The 15,197-nt window shown below is 63.1% G+C and carries 13 protein-coding genes; 8 read left to right on the top strand and 5 right to left on the bottom strand.

Annotation, left to right across the window (positions count from 1 at the left end):
- Positions 1–353: 353 nt before the first annotated feature.
- The 3 genes from ACYCCG_RS08335 to ACYCCG_RS08325 form a co-directional block, all read right to left on the bottom strand.
- On the bottom strand, positions 354–1,784 hold the full coding sequence (locus ACYCCG_RS08335; RefSeq protein WP_209968061.1) for an aldehyde dehydrogenase family protein: 1,431 nt from the start codon (positions 1,782–1,784) through the stop codon (positions 354–356).
- Between the two features lie 13 nt (positions 1,785–1,797).
- Positions 1,798–3,297 carry a purine-cytosine permease family protein gene (locus tag ACYCCG_RS08330; RefSeq protein ID WP_459670017.1) on the bottom strand — a complete coding sequence of 500 codons (1,500 nt, stop codon included), beginning with the start codon at positions 3,295–3,297 and terminating at the stop codon, positions 1,798–1,800.
- A 92-nt stretch (positions 3,298–3,389) separates the two neighbouring features.
- On the bottom strand, positions 3,390–3,779 hold the full coding sequence (locus tag ACYCCG_RS08325; protein WP_176684949.1) for a YybH family protein: 390 nt from the start codon (positions 3,777–3,779) through the stop codon (positions 3,390–3,392).
- Positions 3,780–3,989: 210 nt separating this feature from the next.
- Between ACYCCG_RS08325 and ycaC the strand changes: the two genes are divergently transcribed.
- The 7 genes from ycaC to ACYCCG_RS08290 all read left to right on the top strand — a co-directional run bounded on the left by ycaC (position 3,990) and on the right by ACYCCG_RS08290 (position 11,527).
- Positions 3,990–4,610 carry an isochorismate family cysteine hydrolase YcaC gene (gene ycaC / locus ACYCCG_RS08320; RefSeq protein ID WP_209968059.1) on the top strand — a complete coding sequence of 207 codons (621 nt, stop codon included), beginning with the start codon at positions 3,990–3,992 and terminating at the stop codon, positions 4,608–4,610.
- Between the two features lie 106 nt (positions 4,611–4,716).
- Positions 4,717–5,532: a polyphosphate kinase 2 gene (gene ppk2 / locus ACYCCG_RS08315; protein ID WP_339443644.1), complete on the top strand. Its 816-nt coding sequence runs from the start codon at positions 4,717–4,719 to the stop codon at positions 5,530–5,532.
- Positions 5,533–5,568: 36 nt separating this feature from the next.
- A complete protein-coding gene (locus ACYCCG_RS08310) occupies positions 5,569–6,765 on the top strand; it encodes a monovalent cation:proton antiporter-2 (CPA2) family protein (protein WP_209968054.1) in 1,197 nt (398 codons plus the stop codon).
- A 40-nt stretch (positions 6,766–6,805) separates the two neighbouring features.
- Positions 6,806–7,903 (top strand): AI-2E family transporter, encoded by a 1,098-nt coding sequence (locus ACYCCG_RS08305; RefSeq protein ID WP_176684952.1) that lies wholly within the window; start codon positions 6,806–6,808, stop codon positions 7,901–7,903.
- A gap of 3 nt (positions 7,904–7,906) precedes the next feature.
- Positions 7,907–9,421 (top strand): efflux transporter outer membrane subunit, encoded by a 1,515-nt coding sequence (locus tag ACYCCG_RS08300; RefSeq protein ID WP_209968052.1) that lies wholly within the window; start codon positions 7,907–7,909, stop codon positions 9,419–9,421.
- Positions 9,418–10,515 (top strand): HlyD family secretion protein, encoded by a 1,098-nt coding sequence (locus tag ACYCCG_RS08295; RefSeq protein ID WP_209968050.1) that lies wholly within the window; start codon positions 9,418–9,420, stop codon positions 10,513–10,515. Before ACYCCG_RS08300 ends, ACYCCG_RS08295 begins: the two co-directional genes overlap by 4 nt.
- Entirely contained in the window at positions 10,505–11,527 is a 1,023-nt protein-coding gene (locus ACYCCG_RS08290; protein ID WP_459670016.1) for a DUF2955 domain-containing protein, read from the top strand. Before ACYCCG_RS08295 ends, ACYCCG_RS08290 begins: the two co-directional genes overlap by 11 nt.
- An 18-nt stretch (positions 11,528–11,545) precedes the next feature.
- On the opposite strand, the gene ACYCCG_RS08285 is transcribed toward ACYCCG_RS08290, so the two are convergent.
- Both ACYCCG_RS08285 and ACYCCG_RS08280 read right to left on the bottom strand, forming a co-directional pair.
- Positions 11,546–13,258, bottom strand: coding sequence for a SulP family inorganic anion transporter (locus ACYCCG_RS08285; RefSeq protein WP_339443647.1), 1,713 nt, complete (start codon positions 13,256–13,258; stop codon positions 11,546–11,548).
- Between the two features lie 38 nt (positions 13,259–13,296).
- Complete coding sequence (locus ACYCCG_RS08280; protein WP_339443648.1) at positions 13,297–14,220, bottom strand: LysR family transcriptional regulator; 924 nt, start codon at positions 14,218–14,220, stop codon at positions 13,297–13,299.
- A gap of 116 nt (positions 14,221–14,336) precedes the next feature.
- Here ACYCCG_RS08280 and ACYCCG_RS08275 point away from each other — a divergent pair, with 116 nt between their 5' ends.
- Positions 14,337–15,185: a type 1 glutamine amidotransferase domain-containing protein gene (locus ACYCCG_RS08275; RefSeq protein WP_054888548.1), complete on the top strand. Its 849-nt coding sequence runs from the start codon at positions 14,337–14,339 to the stop codon at positions 15,183–15,185.
- The last annotated feature ends 12 nt before the right edge of the window (positions 15,186–15,197 follow it).

Here is a 15,197-nt window from a genome sequence, read left to right as displayed (position 1 = left end):
GGGTTCACCCGCGAAGAGGCCGGCCCTGCTGGCCAATTTCCCCCCGCCGTTCACTGTTGCCGCCGCCACCGTATTCGCGGGTAAACCCGCTCCTACGCGGATTGGTGGTGGACACACCTCGGGGGGGGACACAGGCCGTGTAGGAGCGGGTTCACCCGCGAAGAGGCCGGCCCTGCTGGCCAATCTCCACCCGCCGTTCACCGTTGCCGCCGCCACCGTATTCGCGGGTAAACCCGCTCCTACGCAGATTGGTGGTGGACACACCTCGGGGGTTGGACACAAGCCGCCGTGTAGGAGCGGGTTTACCCGCGAACACCGGCAGAGCCGGTGCCATAACGCGGTCCCTTGCGATATCAGCCCAGGCAGCGCGTCACATGCTTGACCGACTGATAGGCTGACAACCCCCAAGGCCCCAGCTCACGGCCGATCCCGCTGCCCTTGGTGCCACCCCATGACGTCTCGACGAACACCGCCTGCACCGAGTTGATCCACACATGGCCAACCTCCAGCGCATCGGCCACGCGCTCGGCGCGCTCCAGGTCGGCGGAGCACACCGTGGCGACCAGCCCAAAGCGGCTGTCATTGGCTTCGGCAATGGCCTGCTCCTCGGTGGTAAAGCGCCGTGCGCAGAGCACTGGGCCAAAGATTTCCTCGGTCCATAGGCGGCTGTCTTTCGGCACATCGGTATACAGCGTCGGGCTGACGAACCAGCCTTCACGGTCCAGTGCATGGCCGCCAGCCAGGCACTGCAAACCTTCTTCGCGCGCCGTGGCAAAGTAACTGGCCACCTTCAGCCACTGCGCCTGGCTGGTCAGCGGGCCCATGTCGACCTCTTCGGTCAAAGGATTACCCACCCGCAAGTTTTCCAGTGCCGCCTGCAAGCGCGGCAGCAGAGCATCGGCAATGCCGTCCTGTACCAGCAGCCGCGATGTGGCCGAACACATCTGGCCGGCGTTCCAGCTGATGCCGGCAACAATCCATTCCACCGCTTGGTCGACATCGCAATCCTCGAACACAACGATGGCCGACTTGCCGCCCAGTTCCAGCGTCACCGGTCGGCACTGCGCCGAAGCGCTGCGCATCACCTGGCTGCCGACGCTGTTGCTACCTGTGAACGACAACTTGTCCAGGCCGTTGTGGTTGCTTAGCGCGGCGCCGGTCTCGGCCTTGCCGTTGATGATGTTCAGTACCCCGGCCGGCAGGCCCAAGGCGTCGGCGATCTGGCCGTAGGCCTGCTCGATCAGCGGCGTGACCTCTGAAGGCTTGAGCACCACGGTGCACCCGGCGGCCAGGGCCGGGGCAAGTTTCCAGGCGCTGGTCACCAACGGGAAGTTCCACGGCACGATCAGGCCGACCACGCCCACCGGTTCAAGGCGGGTGCGGGCGGTGAAACCCGGCGCAGCCAGCGGCACAGTGCGGTTTTTCGATGGCAGCTGCTCGGCCAGCTCGGCGTAATAGCCAAAGGTGGCGATGGCGTCATCCAGGTCGATTTCCGCTTCGTGACGCGGTTTGCCGTTATTGCGCATCTGCACGCTGACAAGCGCTTCACGGCGCTGCCCGAGCTGTTCGGCAAAACCACGCAGGAAGGCGGCACGTTCACTGGCGCAGGTGCTTTTCCAGGCGGGCAGGGCGCTGCGGGCAGCGGCGACGGCCTGGTCGACCTGGCTCACGCTGGCGGCCATCAGCTCGGCGAACGGTTGCCCCAGCGCAGGGTCGTTGACGCTGATGCAGTCGCTGCCTTGGCCTTCGACCCAATGGCCGGCGATATAGTGGGAAGTGGTCATGGTCGGTTTCCAGTCAGGCCATTTCGGCAGTGGTCACAGGCGTATGCGCGGTGCTTTTGCAACGCACCCATCGCGGGCCCAGGGGGCCATACACGCCAGCAGGTTCAGGGAACAGGTTGAGCAACAGCAGGTACAGCACGCCAGCCAGCCCCAGCGTGACCGGCAGGCTCAGGTCGATGCCGCCCGCCAGGTCACCCAGTGGGCCGACGAACTGCCCCGGCAGGTTGACGAAGCACAGGCCAACCGCCGCGCTGGGGATCCACGCCCCCATGCCGCGCCAGTTCCAGCCGTGCAGGAACCAGTAGTGGCCACCACGCTGGCCACGGGTGAATACCTGCAGGTCGTCAGCGTGGTAGAAGCCGCGGCGGGTAATCAGGCCAAGGATCATGATCACCATCCACGGGCTGGTGCAGGTAATGATCAGTACGGCAAAGGTCGATACGCTCTGCACGAGGTTGAAGGTGAAGCGGCCAATGAAGATGAAGCCGATCGCCAGCACGCCAATCAGCAGCGTGGCGCCGGCACGGCTGAGCAAGCGGGGGAACACGCTGGACATGTCCAGGCCGGTGCCATACAGCGCAGTGGTGCCGGTGGACATGCCGCCAATCACCGCAATCAGGCACACCGGCAGGAAGAACCAGCTAGGTGCAACTGCCAGCAGGCCGCCGACATAGTTGTTGGCGGCAATGTAGTCCGGTGCCTGGGTGGCTACCAGGGTGGCCGTACACAGGCCGAACAGGAACGGAATCAGCGTCGCCCCCTGTGCCGCGATCACGGCCAGCATGATGCGCGCCTTGGGTGTTTCACGCGGGATATAGCGTGACCAGTCACCCAAAAACGCACCGAACGACACAGGGTTGCTCATGGCCAGGATCGCCGCGCCCACGAACGCAGCCCAGAAACCCGCCTGGCCAAGGTTGACGCTGCCTGCGTAGCCCGCATCGAAGGGCCCGGCAAACGCGACGATGCCCAGCAGGAACAGCAGGCTCGAGGCCCAAACGGCAATCTTGTTGACCCACAGCATGAGGCGGAAGCCAAAGATGCATACCACCAATACCAGCACCGCGAACAAGCCGTAGGCCAGGCCCAGGGTCAGGTCGGTCTCTGGCAGGCCGGCCAGGCGCTTGGCACCACCGACCAATGCATCGCCCGAGCTCCACACCGAGAGCGAGAAAAACGCCACCGCCGTGAGCAGCGACAGGAACGAGCCGACGATGCGCCCGTGTACACCAAAGTGCGCACCCGATGAGACGGCGTTGTTGGTGCCGTTAAGCGCGCCGAACAGCCCCATCGGTGCAAGGATCAGCGCGCCGATGCCAACGCCGAGCAGAATCGCCCATACACCGGCCTGGAATGACAACCCGAAAAGCACCGGGAAGCTGCCCAGTACGGCGGTAGCGAAGGTATTGGCACCGCCGAAGATCAGGCGGAACAGGTCTAGCGGGGAGGCGTCGCGTTGATCGGCGGGGATCTGTTCGACGCCGTTGGTCTCGATACCGGTCGAATGGCTCATGGTGATGCTCCAGCGCGGTTGTTGTAGCCAGCGCAGTGCGCGGGCCTTTTTGTGGGTGCGATGGCAGGGCGGCAGCGCCGCGTAAAGTGTGATCAGGCCGGTGTTACGACCGACAGGTGCTCGTGGCAGGCCAGCCACTGGTCACCATGGCGGCGGAAGACAATGGTCTCGCGCTCGCTCAATGGGTGCTCTTCACCGCTGATGCGGATACGCGTGGCCACATCGTGCATGAAAATAGCCACGTCGCCGTGCAGGCTTACGTGGGCGTTCCCCGACTCGCAGGCAAGCACGGCAAAGTCCTCGGCCTGCCACTGGGCCCAGAGCTCTTCATAGGCGCGACGCGACAGCAGCGGATGCGCCAAGGTGTGGAATAGAAAGGTGGCGTCTTCGCTGAAGCAGGCGAAATAGCGGGCGGTGTCGTTGCTGGCGAACGCCGCGACGAGGTCGGCGGCGGCTTGCCGCACTTGAAGTGTCTGGTCCACGGGAGTGGCCTCACGGTTTATTGTGATTGTGGTGAAGCGATTCTGGTGGCGGTTGGCGAGGGGAAAAATCGCTGGCGGCAAATAATCAGTTCAGAAATTTGTGAAGTGATGGAGGGCACGCCACAACAGGCAAGCCGACTGACGGTCTCTCCCACCCTCCATCCTTGCCTACGCTGATACTCCCAACCCGCTGAAGCAAGGAGATCCACCGTGGCCTTCCAATACACGCGTCTGGACAAGAACAACGCAGCCGTACTGCTGGTCGACCACCAAACCGGCTTGCTCTCGCTGGTAAGGGACATCGACCCCGACCGCTTCAAGAACAACGTGTTGGCCCTGTCTGACCTGGCCAAATACTTCAAGCTGCCGACCATCCTCACCACCAGTTTCGAGACGGGCCCCAACGGCCCGCTGGTGCCGGAACTGAAAGAGCAGTTCCCTGATGCCCCCTACATTGCGCGCCCGGGCAATATCAACGCCTGGGACAACGAAGATTTCGTCAAAGCGGTAAAAGCCACCGGCAAGAAGCAGCTGCTGATTGCTGGTGTGGTCACTGAAGTATGCGTGGCCTTCCCGGCCCTGTCGGCATTGGAGGAGGGCTTCGAGGTATTCGTCGTCACCGACGCCTCCGGCACGTTCAACGAACTGACCCGTGACTCGGCCTGGCGACGCATGGAGGCTGCCGGGGCGCAACTGATGACCTGGTTCGGCGTGGCCTGCGAACTGCACCGTGACTGGCGCAACGACATCGAAGGGCTGGGTACCCTGTTCTCCAACCATATCCCGGACTACCGCAACCTGATGACCAGCTATAACAAGCTGGCCAAATAGTGCCTCCTGGGGGCTGCATGACAGCCCCCATATCAATCTGCAAGCGAAGCGGCAAACTGGCATTAATCGACCATACTGACTCTTCATTCGCCTTCAGGAGCGTGTCATGTCGAAGCCGTCCAGGAAGCCCCCCAAAAAACAGCCAGAAAAACTGGGCGGCAAGGCCTACGAAAAAGCGCTCAAGAACCTGCATGTAGAGCTGGTGAAGCTGCAGGAGTGGGTGGTGGCCAAGGGCCTGAAGGTATGCATTGTCTTCGAAGGCCGCGATGGCGCCGGCAAGGGCGGTACCATCAAGGCCATTACCGATCGTGTCAGCCCGCGGGTGTTTCGTGTAGTGGCGCTGCCCGCACCGACCGAGCGGGAAAAGACCCAAATGTACTTGCAGCGCTACCTGGGCCATCTGCCAGCGGCAGGTGAAGTGGTGATCTTCGACCGCAGTTGGTACAACCGTGCGGGCGTTGAGCGGGTAATGGGCTTCTGCTCTGGCGAGCAAGTGGACAAGTTTCTGACCGGTGTACCTGTGTTCGAGAGGGTCATGGTCGATTCGGGGATCATCCTCATCAAGTACTGGCTTGAAGTCAGCGCCGATGAGCAGACCCGGCGCCTGCAGGATCGCATCAACGACGGCCGCAAGCTGTGGAAGTTATCGCCGATGGACCTCAAGTCGTATACCCGCTGGGATGACTACACCCAAGCGCGTGACGATATGTTCCAGGCCTCGGATACCGCTTGGGCACCATGGTTCGTGGCCAATTCCAACGACAAGCGTCGCGCCCGGTTGAATATCATCAGCCATCTGCTCAGCCGTATTCCCTACAAGGACATAACCCGCGACCAGCACGTGAAGCTGCCCAAACGCGGCAAGATCGGCAAGTACAAGGCTGTCGCCTACCCGTTCAAGTTCGTCGAAGAACGCTTCTGAACCCCTCCCTGCCGGGAGCTGCGAAGGTACGAGTTCATGCCACATGACGGCAGCCTGTTGCAGGCGACGGTGGTATTCCTTTTGGCTGTGGTGCTTCTGGTACCGCTGGCGCAGCGTCTGAAAATGGGCGCAGTACCGGGATACCTGTTGGCGGGTATCCTGATTGGTCCGTCGGTGTTTGGCCTGCTTGGCAATCCGGACAACGTGGCGCGGCTGTCGGAAATGGGCGTGGTCATGCTGTTGTTCGTGATTGGCCTGGAGCTGTCCCCAAAGCGTCTGTGGACCATGCGCCGGGCGCTATTTGGCGTCGGCAGTCTGCAAGTGGGGCTGACCGCCGTACTGCTTGGGCTACTGGCATTCTGGCTGTTCGACCAATCGAAACCTGCCGCCATCGTGCTGGGCCTGGGCCTGGCGCTGTCGTCCACCGCCTTTGGCTTGCAGGTACTGGCCGAGCGCAAGGACCTGGGCAAACCTCATGGCCGCCTGGCCGTGGCCATCCTGCTGTTCCAGGACATTGCCGCCATTCCCTTGATTGCAGTGGTGCCGTTGCTCGGTGGCGATGTCAGCACCGCTGACGAAGGTGCCTGGCCCTTGTTGGCTGTGGTTGTCGGCATTGGTGTGCTGATTGTTTTTGGCCGCTATCTGCTGACCCCGATATTCAAGTGGACGGTGGGTTCGGGCCTGCCTGAACTGTCGACCGCCACGGCCTTGCTGGTCGTGCTCGGCACCGCTTGGTTGATGGAGCATGTGGGTGTGTCAATGGCGCTGGGGGCCTTCCTGGCCGGCGTACTGATGGCTGAGTCGCCGTTTCGCCACGAACTGGAAACCCAGATCGAGCCTATCAAAGGCCTGCTGCTGGGATTGTTCTTCGTTGGCGTAGGTATGAGTGCCGACCTGCGCTTGCTGTTCGGCATGCCGCTGATGGTGTTGGGCCTGACGTTGCTGCTGGTCGCTATCAAGCTGCCCTTGTTGTATGGCCTGGGGCGCACGATGGGTGGGCTCAACAAGGCCCAGGCGCTCTGCCTGGGCGTGGTGCTGGCTTCGGGGGGCGAGTTCGCCTTCGTGGTGTTCAAGCTGGCGCTGGAGCACCAGGTACTCACCCCGCAGGTACACGACCTGCTGGTGCTGGCCATCACCCTGTCGATGGCGGTGGTGCCCTTGGTCATGATGGCCCTGGCGCGGCAGATGCGCGATGACAGCCCTGCTCAGGCATCCCCTGAAACGGGCCAGTGAATTGCGCCTTGCTGGCGCATTGAATATCGGGAGGTGAATCATGCAGTCGAGTTCCAGGCTGGACAGCGCCCTTTCGCGGGGCTTGCTCGATGTGCTCATCAAGGCAGGCCTGGTGGCAGTCTTGGTGACCTTCGCCTTTCAGGTGTTCCAGCCGTTCCTGGAGTTGATGCTGTGGGCGGTGATTCTGGCGGTCACCTTGTACCCATTGCATTGCCGCATCCAGCGCCGCACCGGGTTCAGGCAAGGTTATGCGGCGACGCTGTTGGTGCTATTGGTTCTGGTAGTGCTGCTGGTGCCTATCTACCTGGTGGTGATGTCCATCGGCGAATCGGTGGACAGCCTGGTGACGCTACTCAAGAGCGGCGCCTGGAGCGTGCCGGTCCCGCCTGATTCGGTGGCGACCTGGCCACTGATCGGGCCGAAGGTGCATGCGCTGTGGTTGGCGGCCTCCGAAAACATGGCCAGTGTGCTGAACCAGTGGATGCCCCAGATCAAGGGGGCCGGGCTAACGGTGCTGGGCGCTGCTGCCAGCGCCGGTGGGGCCTTCCTGCTGTTCATCGGCGCAATCATTATTTCCGGGGTCATCATGGCCTTCGGTGATCGCGGTGAAATCGCTGCGCAGCGTATCGCCATGCGGGTATCAGGCGAAGAGCGCGGTAAACCCTTGGCCAAGCTGTGCACCGCCACCATTCGCGCGGTGGCGCAAGGGGTGATCGGCATTGCCTTCATCCAGATGTTGCTGATCGGTGTCGGTTTTGTCGTCAAAGGAGTTCCCGGTGCCGGGATGCTGGCCATCGCCATCCTCATGCTGGGCATTGCACAGGCCCCGGCGACGCTGGTTACCGTGCCGGTGATCATCTATATGTTCAACGTCGAAGGTTTTACCGTGGCGACCATCATTTTTGCCATCTACACCTTCGTCGCCGGCCTTGCCGACAATGTGCTCAAGCCGCTGCTGCTGGGGCGCGGGGTTGATGTACCGATGCCGGTGGTACTGATCGGGGCATTGGGCGGCATGGTGGTCAAAGGCATCATCGGCTTGTTCATCGGCCCGGTAATCCTCGGCGTGGCGTACGTGCTGTTCTGGCAATGGGTTGCGCTGCAGGTGCCGGAGCAACCGGCACCACCCGCCGCTTGAGCCATGCCCAACCGCTGCTATGGCCTGGGGCTGCTGATGGTGCTGGCTGGTTGCACTCAGGTTGGTCCGGATTTCGAGAAGCCCCAAGCGCCGTGGCTGGACGGCTGGAGCACGCCAATGCTGGAGCAGGCAGGGCACAGCGCGGCGGCCCCCGACCTGCGCCAGTGGTGGGCGGTGTTTGCCGACCCGACGCTGGATGCGCTGATAGCCGAAGCCGATACCAACAACACCAACCTGCGCGTGGCTGGCCTGCGTATCGCTGAAGCCCGTGCCCAGTTGGCCATCGTGCAGACCGGGCGTTATCCGCAGCTGCAGCAACTGAGTGCGCAGAGCCTGTACCTGAAGCAGAATCAGTCTGGTACGCCTTCGGCCCGTGATTCAGTGTTCTGGCAATCCAGCGTGGGCTTCGACATCGGCTGGGAAATTGACTTCTGGGGCCGCTTCAGTCGCGCCATCGAAAGCGCCGACGCCGCCTACTTCGCCTCCCAGGCCAACTACGCCGACGCCATGCTGCTGCTGCGTGCGCAAGTGGCCGACACCTACTTTGCCCTGCGTACCGCCGAAGCGCGGCTGGCTATCGCGCAAGAGAACGCCAAGCGTCAGGCGCGTAGCCTGGAGATCACTGAGCGGTTGTTCCGCCACGGCGAAAATGACGAGCTCGACTGGCAGCAGGCGCGTACTCAATATCTGGCGACCCTGGCCACCATTCCCGAGTTCGAGAACCAGCTCAATGCCCTGCGCAATGTGCTGTGCTCGCTGCTCGGCCGCCCGCCCGGGCCGCTGCCGCAGCTGGCGGTCGGCCATGGCCAGCTGCCCTTGCCTGACCGGGCAGTGTTGCAGGATGTACCTGCCAGCCTGCTGCAGCGCCGCCCGGACATCCGCGCCGCCGAGCAGGCAGTGGCAGCGCAGTCGGCACTGGTCGGGGTGGCCGAGGCCGATCTTTATCCACAGCTGAGCTTGCTCGGCAGTATCGGCTGGACCTTTTTATCGGCCAATCATCTGCCCGACACCTTCGACCTGGCTGCTGGCCCAAGCCTGATCTGGAACCCGTTCGACTATGGCCGGCGCAAGAACACCGTACGCGTGGAGGATGCCCGCTTGCAGCAACTGATCGAGCTGTACCAGCAGGGCGTGCGCGAAGCCGCCCGTGAGGCCGACGATGCTGCCAGCGGGCTGGTGCGCTCGCTGCAGAGTGCAACCATTCGCGAGCAGGCCTCTCAGGCTGCGCAGCGCTCGCTGAATCTGGCCAGCTCGCAGTATCGCGAAGGCTTCGCCGATTTTCAGCGGGTGCTCGATGCTCAGCAACTGCTGTTGCAGCAACAGGACGGTTACCTGGTCAGCCGTGGCAACGCGGTCAGCAGCCTGGTGACTTTGTACAAGGCTCTGGGTGGTGGTTGGGATGCCAGCCGCGCGCCGATCGACCCGGCCATCCGCCGGCAAATGCAGCAACGCACCGACTGGGGCGAGTTGCTCGACGAGCCAGCCCCCACCGCGCATTCACAGGGTGAAACCGAATGAGCGACGCCACGCCAACGCCGCCCCCGTCAGCCCCGGATCGCGGCATGCGCTGGGTGCTGCTGCTGATTGCCGTCAGCCTGCTCTGGTACTTGCTGGCTGACCGCTATACGCCGTACACCCAGCAAGCTCGCCTGCAGGCTTACGTAGTCCCGGTGGCCGCCGAAGTGGCCGGGCAGATCAAGCGTGTGGCCGTAGGCAATAACCAGGAGGTGCGCCAGGGTGATGTGCTGTTCGAACTCGATCAGGAGCAGTACCGCATTGCCCTGGCCCGAGCCGAAGCCGACCTCGATGCCGTGCGCCGGCAGATCGGCGCCAGTACCGCCGGCATCGATTCGGCACAGGCAGCGCTGGTGGCAGCCCAGGCCAATGAGCGCAAGGCGCGGCAGGACGCCGAGCGCCTTAAACGGCTGATTGACGAAGACCCCGGTACGGTGTCGGTGCGCCGCCTGGAAGGCGCCCAGGCCAACCGCGACCAGGCCATCAGCCAAGTGGCGGCGGCCCGCGCCGAGGTAGAGCGCGCCCGTGAGCAGCAGGGCGGGGCACAGGATGACAACGCCCAACTGCGCAGCGCTGCGGCCAATGTGGAAAAGGCGCGCCTGGACCTTGCCCGTACCGTGGTGCGGGCTGACGCGAACGGGCTGATCACCGATCTGCGCACAGACGTTGGCCATTATGTCGGGGCGGGCAGCCCGATGATGACCCTGATCAGTATCCATGACGTGTGGATAAGTGCCGACATGACCGAGAACAACCTCGGTCGCTTGCGCCCTGATACCCCGGTGCTGGTAGTGCTCGATGCGCTGCCTGGCACCGTGTTGAAGGGGCGCATACGCAGCATTGGCTACGGCGTTAGCGTGGGCCAGAGCACGCCGCCGGGTACGCTGCCGACCGTGAAGAACAGCCGCGAGTGGCTGCGTTCGGCGCAGCGCTTCCCGGTGATTGTCGAGCTGGAGCGCGACCAGCTTCAGGACAAGACCGTGCTGCGGGTCGGTGGTCAGGCCGAGGTCATGGCCCTGCCTAGCGAAGGTAACCCAATGAACCTGCTGGGCCGGTTGTTCATGTGGCTGATGAGCTGGCTGTCGTATGCCTATTGAATTGCGCCGCCTGCGCGCACTGCGCCTGGCCTGGGGCGTGGCGCTGTGCCTGGCGGTGAGCTTTGGTATCGGCTTGCCGGTGCCGATCCTGGCGCCGGTGTTTGCGGTGCTGTTGCTGGCCATGCGCAGTCAGCCATTGCCCCTGCGTGCAGCACCGGCCCTGGCGTTACTGGTGCTGCTCGCATGCGGCAGCGGTTTGCTGCTGATTCCGCTGTTGCGCCATGCTCCGTTGGCCGGGGTGTTACTGGTCGGGGTGGGTGTTTTCCTGACCTTGCGCTATGCGCTGAAGGGCGGCAACGGCTTGCTGGCCAACCTGCTGGTGATCGGCCTGACCATGATCGCCGCTGCCGGTACCAGTGACTTCACCCTGGCACTGTCGGTGGTCGAAGCGCTGGCCAAAGGCATGCTGCTGGCAGTGCTGGGCACGTCAGTGGCGCATTCGTTGTTCCCCGAACCTGCCAATGCGCCAGCACAGCCGGTGCCGCCGCTGCTGGGCAGCGAGCATGTCAGTTGGGTGGCGCTGCGTGCCACGTTGATCGTGATGCCAGCCTTTCTGCTGGCATTGATCGCCCCTGACCAGTACATGCCGTTGATCATGAAGGCCGTGAGTGTGGGGCAACAAGCAGGCGAAACCCGCGCGCGGCACGCGAGCCGAGAGCTGATCGGTTCAACCTTGCTTGCCGGGGTGTTGGCAATAGCGCTATGGGTAGCGCTGAGCCTGTTCGTTCACCTGTGGATGTTCTTCTTGTGGGTACTGCTGTTCGCCCTCTGGCAGGCGCGGCGCCTGTACCAGGCGGTGCTGAGCCGGCAGGGCCCGGCGTACTGGGTCAGTTGCCTGACGACCATGCTGATCTTGCTGGGGCAGTCGGTGCAGGACAGTGCTGCCGGGCAGGATGTGTACAAGGCGTTTGCGGTGCGAATGGCGCTGTTTCTGGCGGTATCGGTGTATGCCAGCGCCATGTTGATCTGGATTGACCGGCTTCGGAGTCGGCGCGGGCTTCTTAGCGGTTAAGCCCGGCTCCCAGGAAACTCAGGGTTGCCAATCAACCCCACTCTCTTCCAGATAGGCATCCACCGCTGCGCCCACCGTCGGATGAAAGGCCTTCTCCCCTATAGGCTCGAACAACTCGAACTGCCGCATCTTGTCCTTCACCGGGTCCTTCATTTCGGCAAACTGCAGCTCCACCCCTCGCGCTTCCAGTGCCCGGTCCAGCTCGGCCAGCATGTCCGCTGAAGTGATATCGATGCTGGTCACGGGCTCAGCGGCAATCACTACCCGCTGCACAGGCGTTGGCGACGCGTCCACCGCCGCCATCACCGTGTTCTGGAATTGTTCGGCGTTGGCAAAGAACAACGGCGCGTCCCAGCGCAGCAGCACCAGCCCTGGAATACGCCGGGCTTGTGGATAACGCTGTATGTCATGGTATCCGCGCAGCCCATCGGCCCGGCCGAGCACCGCGTAGTGCGGCCGCCAGCCGTCCCACAGGAACTCGATTACCGACACCGCCACAGCAATGCCGATACCGGGAATGGCGCCGAACACCGCCACGCCGACAAAGCAGGTGAACGACAGCCAGAACTCCCACTGCTGCATGCGGAAGATACGCTTGAGGTCAGCAAATTCGAACAGCCCCAGTGCTGCGGCAATGACCACCGCAGCCAAAGCACTGTTGGGCAGGTGTTGCATCAGATCGGGGGCTACCAGCAGCAACAGGGTCACCGCCAGCGCGCCGATGATGCCGGTGAGCTGGGTTTGCGAGCCGGCGGCTTCAGCCACGGGGGTGCGCGATGAACTGCTGCTGATCGGGATTCCCTGAAACAGCCCCGAGGCCAGGTTGGCGACGCCCAGGCCGAACATTTCCTGGTTGGGGTTTACCCGCATCTTGAGGCGTGCAGCATAGGAGCGTGACAGCACACTGGTGTCGGCGAACGACACCAGCGCTACTGCAATCCCGCCCAGTAACACTTCTATCAGGTCGATGTCGCTTACCCAGGGGAAGACGAAGCTGGGCAGGCCCTGGGGCAATTGCCCGAGTACCTTGACGCCCACCTGATCAAGGTTGAACAGGCTCACTGCCAGCGTCGCCAGTACCACGGCGATCAGGATGCCCGGTAGGCGCTTGAACGGTTTGAGCAGCAGAATCAGCCCCAGGCTACCGGCACCCACGATGAAGCTTGGCCAGTGCCCTTGGCCGGCGAACAGCGCCTGGCCCAAGTACCAAAGGTCGCGCAAGGGCCCTTCGCTGTCGACTTTGATGCCGAACAGCTTGGGCAACTGGCTGATCAATACGGTCAGGGCGATGCCGTTCATGTATCCATAGCGGATGGGCTTGGACAGCAACTCGGTGATAAAGCCCAGGCGCAGCAGCCCGGCAATCACACAGAACGCCCCGGCGACCAGGGCCATCATGCTGGCGATGGCGATCGCCCGCTGCGGGTCGCTGGCCGCGTATTGCACCACCACAGCCAGGATAGGCGCGGCCAGCGCCGAGTCCGGGCCCAGCACCAGGATGCGGCTGGGGCCGAACAGGGCATAGGCCAACAGGGGGATGATGGTGGCGTACAGGCCATAGATGCCGGGGACGCCGGAAGCCTCGGCGTAGGCGATGCCCACAGGCACCAGCATGGTGGTGAGCACCAGGCCGGCGGCGATATCCTTGGGTAGCCAGGCCGCCTTGTAGTGGAGCAGGGTGGCCAGGCCGGGTAACCAGCGTTGCCAGTCTGGACGAGTGGGTTGGGGCATGGTATCGGCTCTGGGCGAGAAGGGCGCTGAACCTCAGCTTAGATGCTGGGGGCGGGGGCCGCTTTGCGGCCCGTTGTCATCAAAGAATCGATCAATGCCCTGCTGGCCCCCGACAGCTGGCGATGTGGCGGATAGATGACCGAGAAGGGCCGTCGGGCCCCCTCGTAATCCTCCAGCAAGCGCACCAACCGGCCCCGCTGCAGGCGTTCTGCGACTATGAACTCGTAGGTCTGGCAGATCCCGACACCTTGCTCGGCCAGTGAGATGCACCCCAGCACATCGTCCGCCACCACCGGATTTCCCTGCGGAACGAAGAGCAGTTCCTCCTCTCCTTGACGGAACTGCCAAACGCCTGGCCTGCCATTGCTGGGCATGATGAAAGGCAGGCAGTTGTGTCCGGCCAGTTCCGCCAGTGATTGCGGCCTGCCGGCACGCGCGAGGTAAGCTGGCGCGGCGACCAGGCATAGTCGAGCCTCCTCTAGCCGACGCGCCACCAGGCTACTGTCCGGCAGGTCGCCAAGGCGAATAGCCAGGTCATACCCTTCGGCCACCAGGTCGACATTACGATTGGTGATGTTCAACTCGACCTGCACTTTCGGATAGCGCAGGGCGAAGGCTGCCAGCATGGCCGGCAACCGGTGATGCCCATAAGTGGTTGGTGCGCTTAGGCGCACACGGCCCTGTACTTCGCCATGGCCGCTCAGGGCTTGCTCTGCGCTGGCGATCTGCTGGAACGCAGCGCGCGCCTGCTCGACGTATTCCAGGCCACTGTCGGTGAGGCTCAAGCGACGCGTGGTACGGCGTAGTAACTGCACCCCCAGGTGCAACTCAAGCCGCGAAATGGCCCGACTAACCACCGACGGGGTGGTCGCCAAGGCCACCGCTGCCGCACTGAGCGAGCCACGTTCGACCACTTCCAGCAACGCCTCGACATCCCCCAGGTGACCAAACCGTCGCGCCATTTTGTTCTCCAAAGCAAAAATGCTTTTCTACAGGCCCAATTTATCGCTTGTCTGATCGCCAATAAAGTGTCGGTCAGTGCACGGCATCCCGCCTGTGCCTGAATGGAGGGAATGCTATGCGCACTTACCAACGACTGGCCCTGGCTGCTGTCATAGGCAGCGCGAGTCTGGGCGCTCATGCGGCGAACGTCCTTGTGGTACTGTCTGACGAGAGCCACCTGGAGCTTCGCGACGGCAAGGCATTTGCAACCGGTTTCTACCTCAACGAACTGCTGGAGCCGACCAAAACGCTGCTGGACGCAGGCCATCAAGTTACCTTCGCTACTCCCCTCGGTCGCGCGCCGACGTTGGACCGCAGCTCGGCCGCGGCCCAGTACTTCGGCAACGATCCGAAGCAACTGGAGCAATATCAGGCGCTGCTGGATCAGCTGCAGCTTACTTCTGCGAAGCATTCGCCGGTGATCAGCCTGTCCCGCGTGGAGCAGATTGGTTATGGCAACTTCGATGCAGTCTATGTGCCTGGCGGCCACGCCCCGATGCAAGACCTGCTCGCCGACCCGGCGCTGGGGCGTCTGCTTCGCGCTTTCCACGCCGAGGGTAAAACGACCGCGCTGGTTTGCCACGGTCCCATTGCTCTGCTCTCGGCGCTGGAACGGCCGCAGAAGCTGATCCAGGCACTGGAGAGCGGGAACCGGACAGCAACGCCCGAAGACTGGATTTATGCCGGCTATCGCATGACAGTCATCAGCAATCAGGAAGAAGAACAGGCCAAGGGCCTGCTCGGCGGAGGGCAGATGAAGTTCTATCCGCAGACCGCCCTGGAGCGCGCCGGTGGGCAGTATCAGAGCAACCCATCGCCGTGGGCGCCTAATGTTGTCATCGACCGTGAATTGATCACTGGGCAGAACCCGGCGTCAGCGGCCCAGGTGGGCCAAGCCATATTGCATCGTCTGCAAAAACACTAACGGTAGAGACAC

The sequence above is a fragment of the Pseudomonas sp. VEM90 genome, assembly GCF_054611535.1.
Note: the sequence above shows the minus strand (reverse complement) of the source record. Positions and strands in the feature narration are given on the sequence as shown.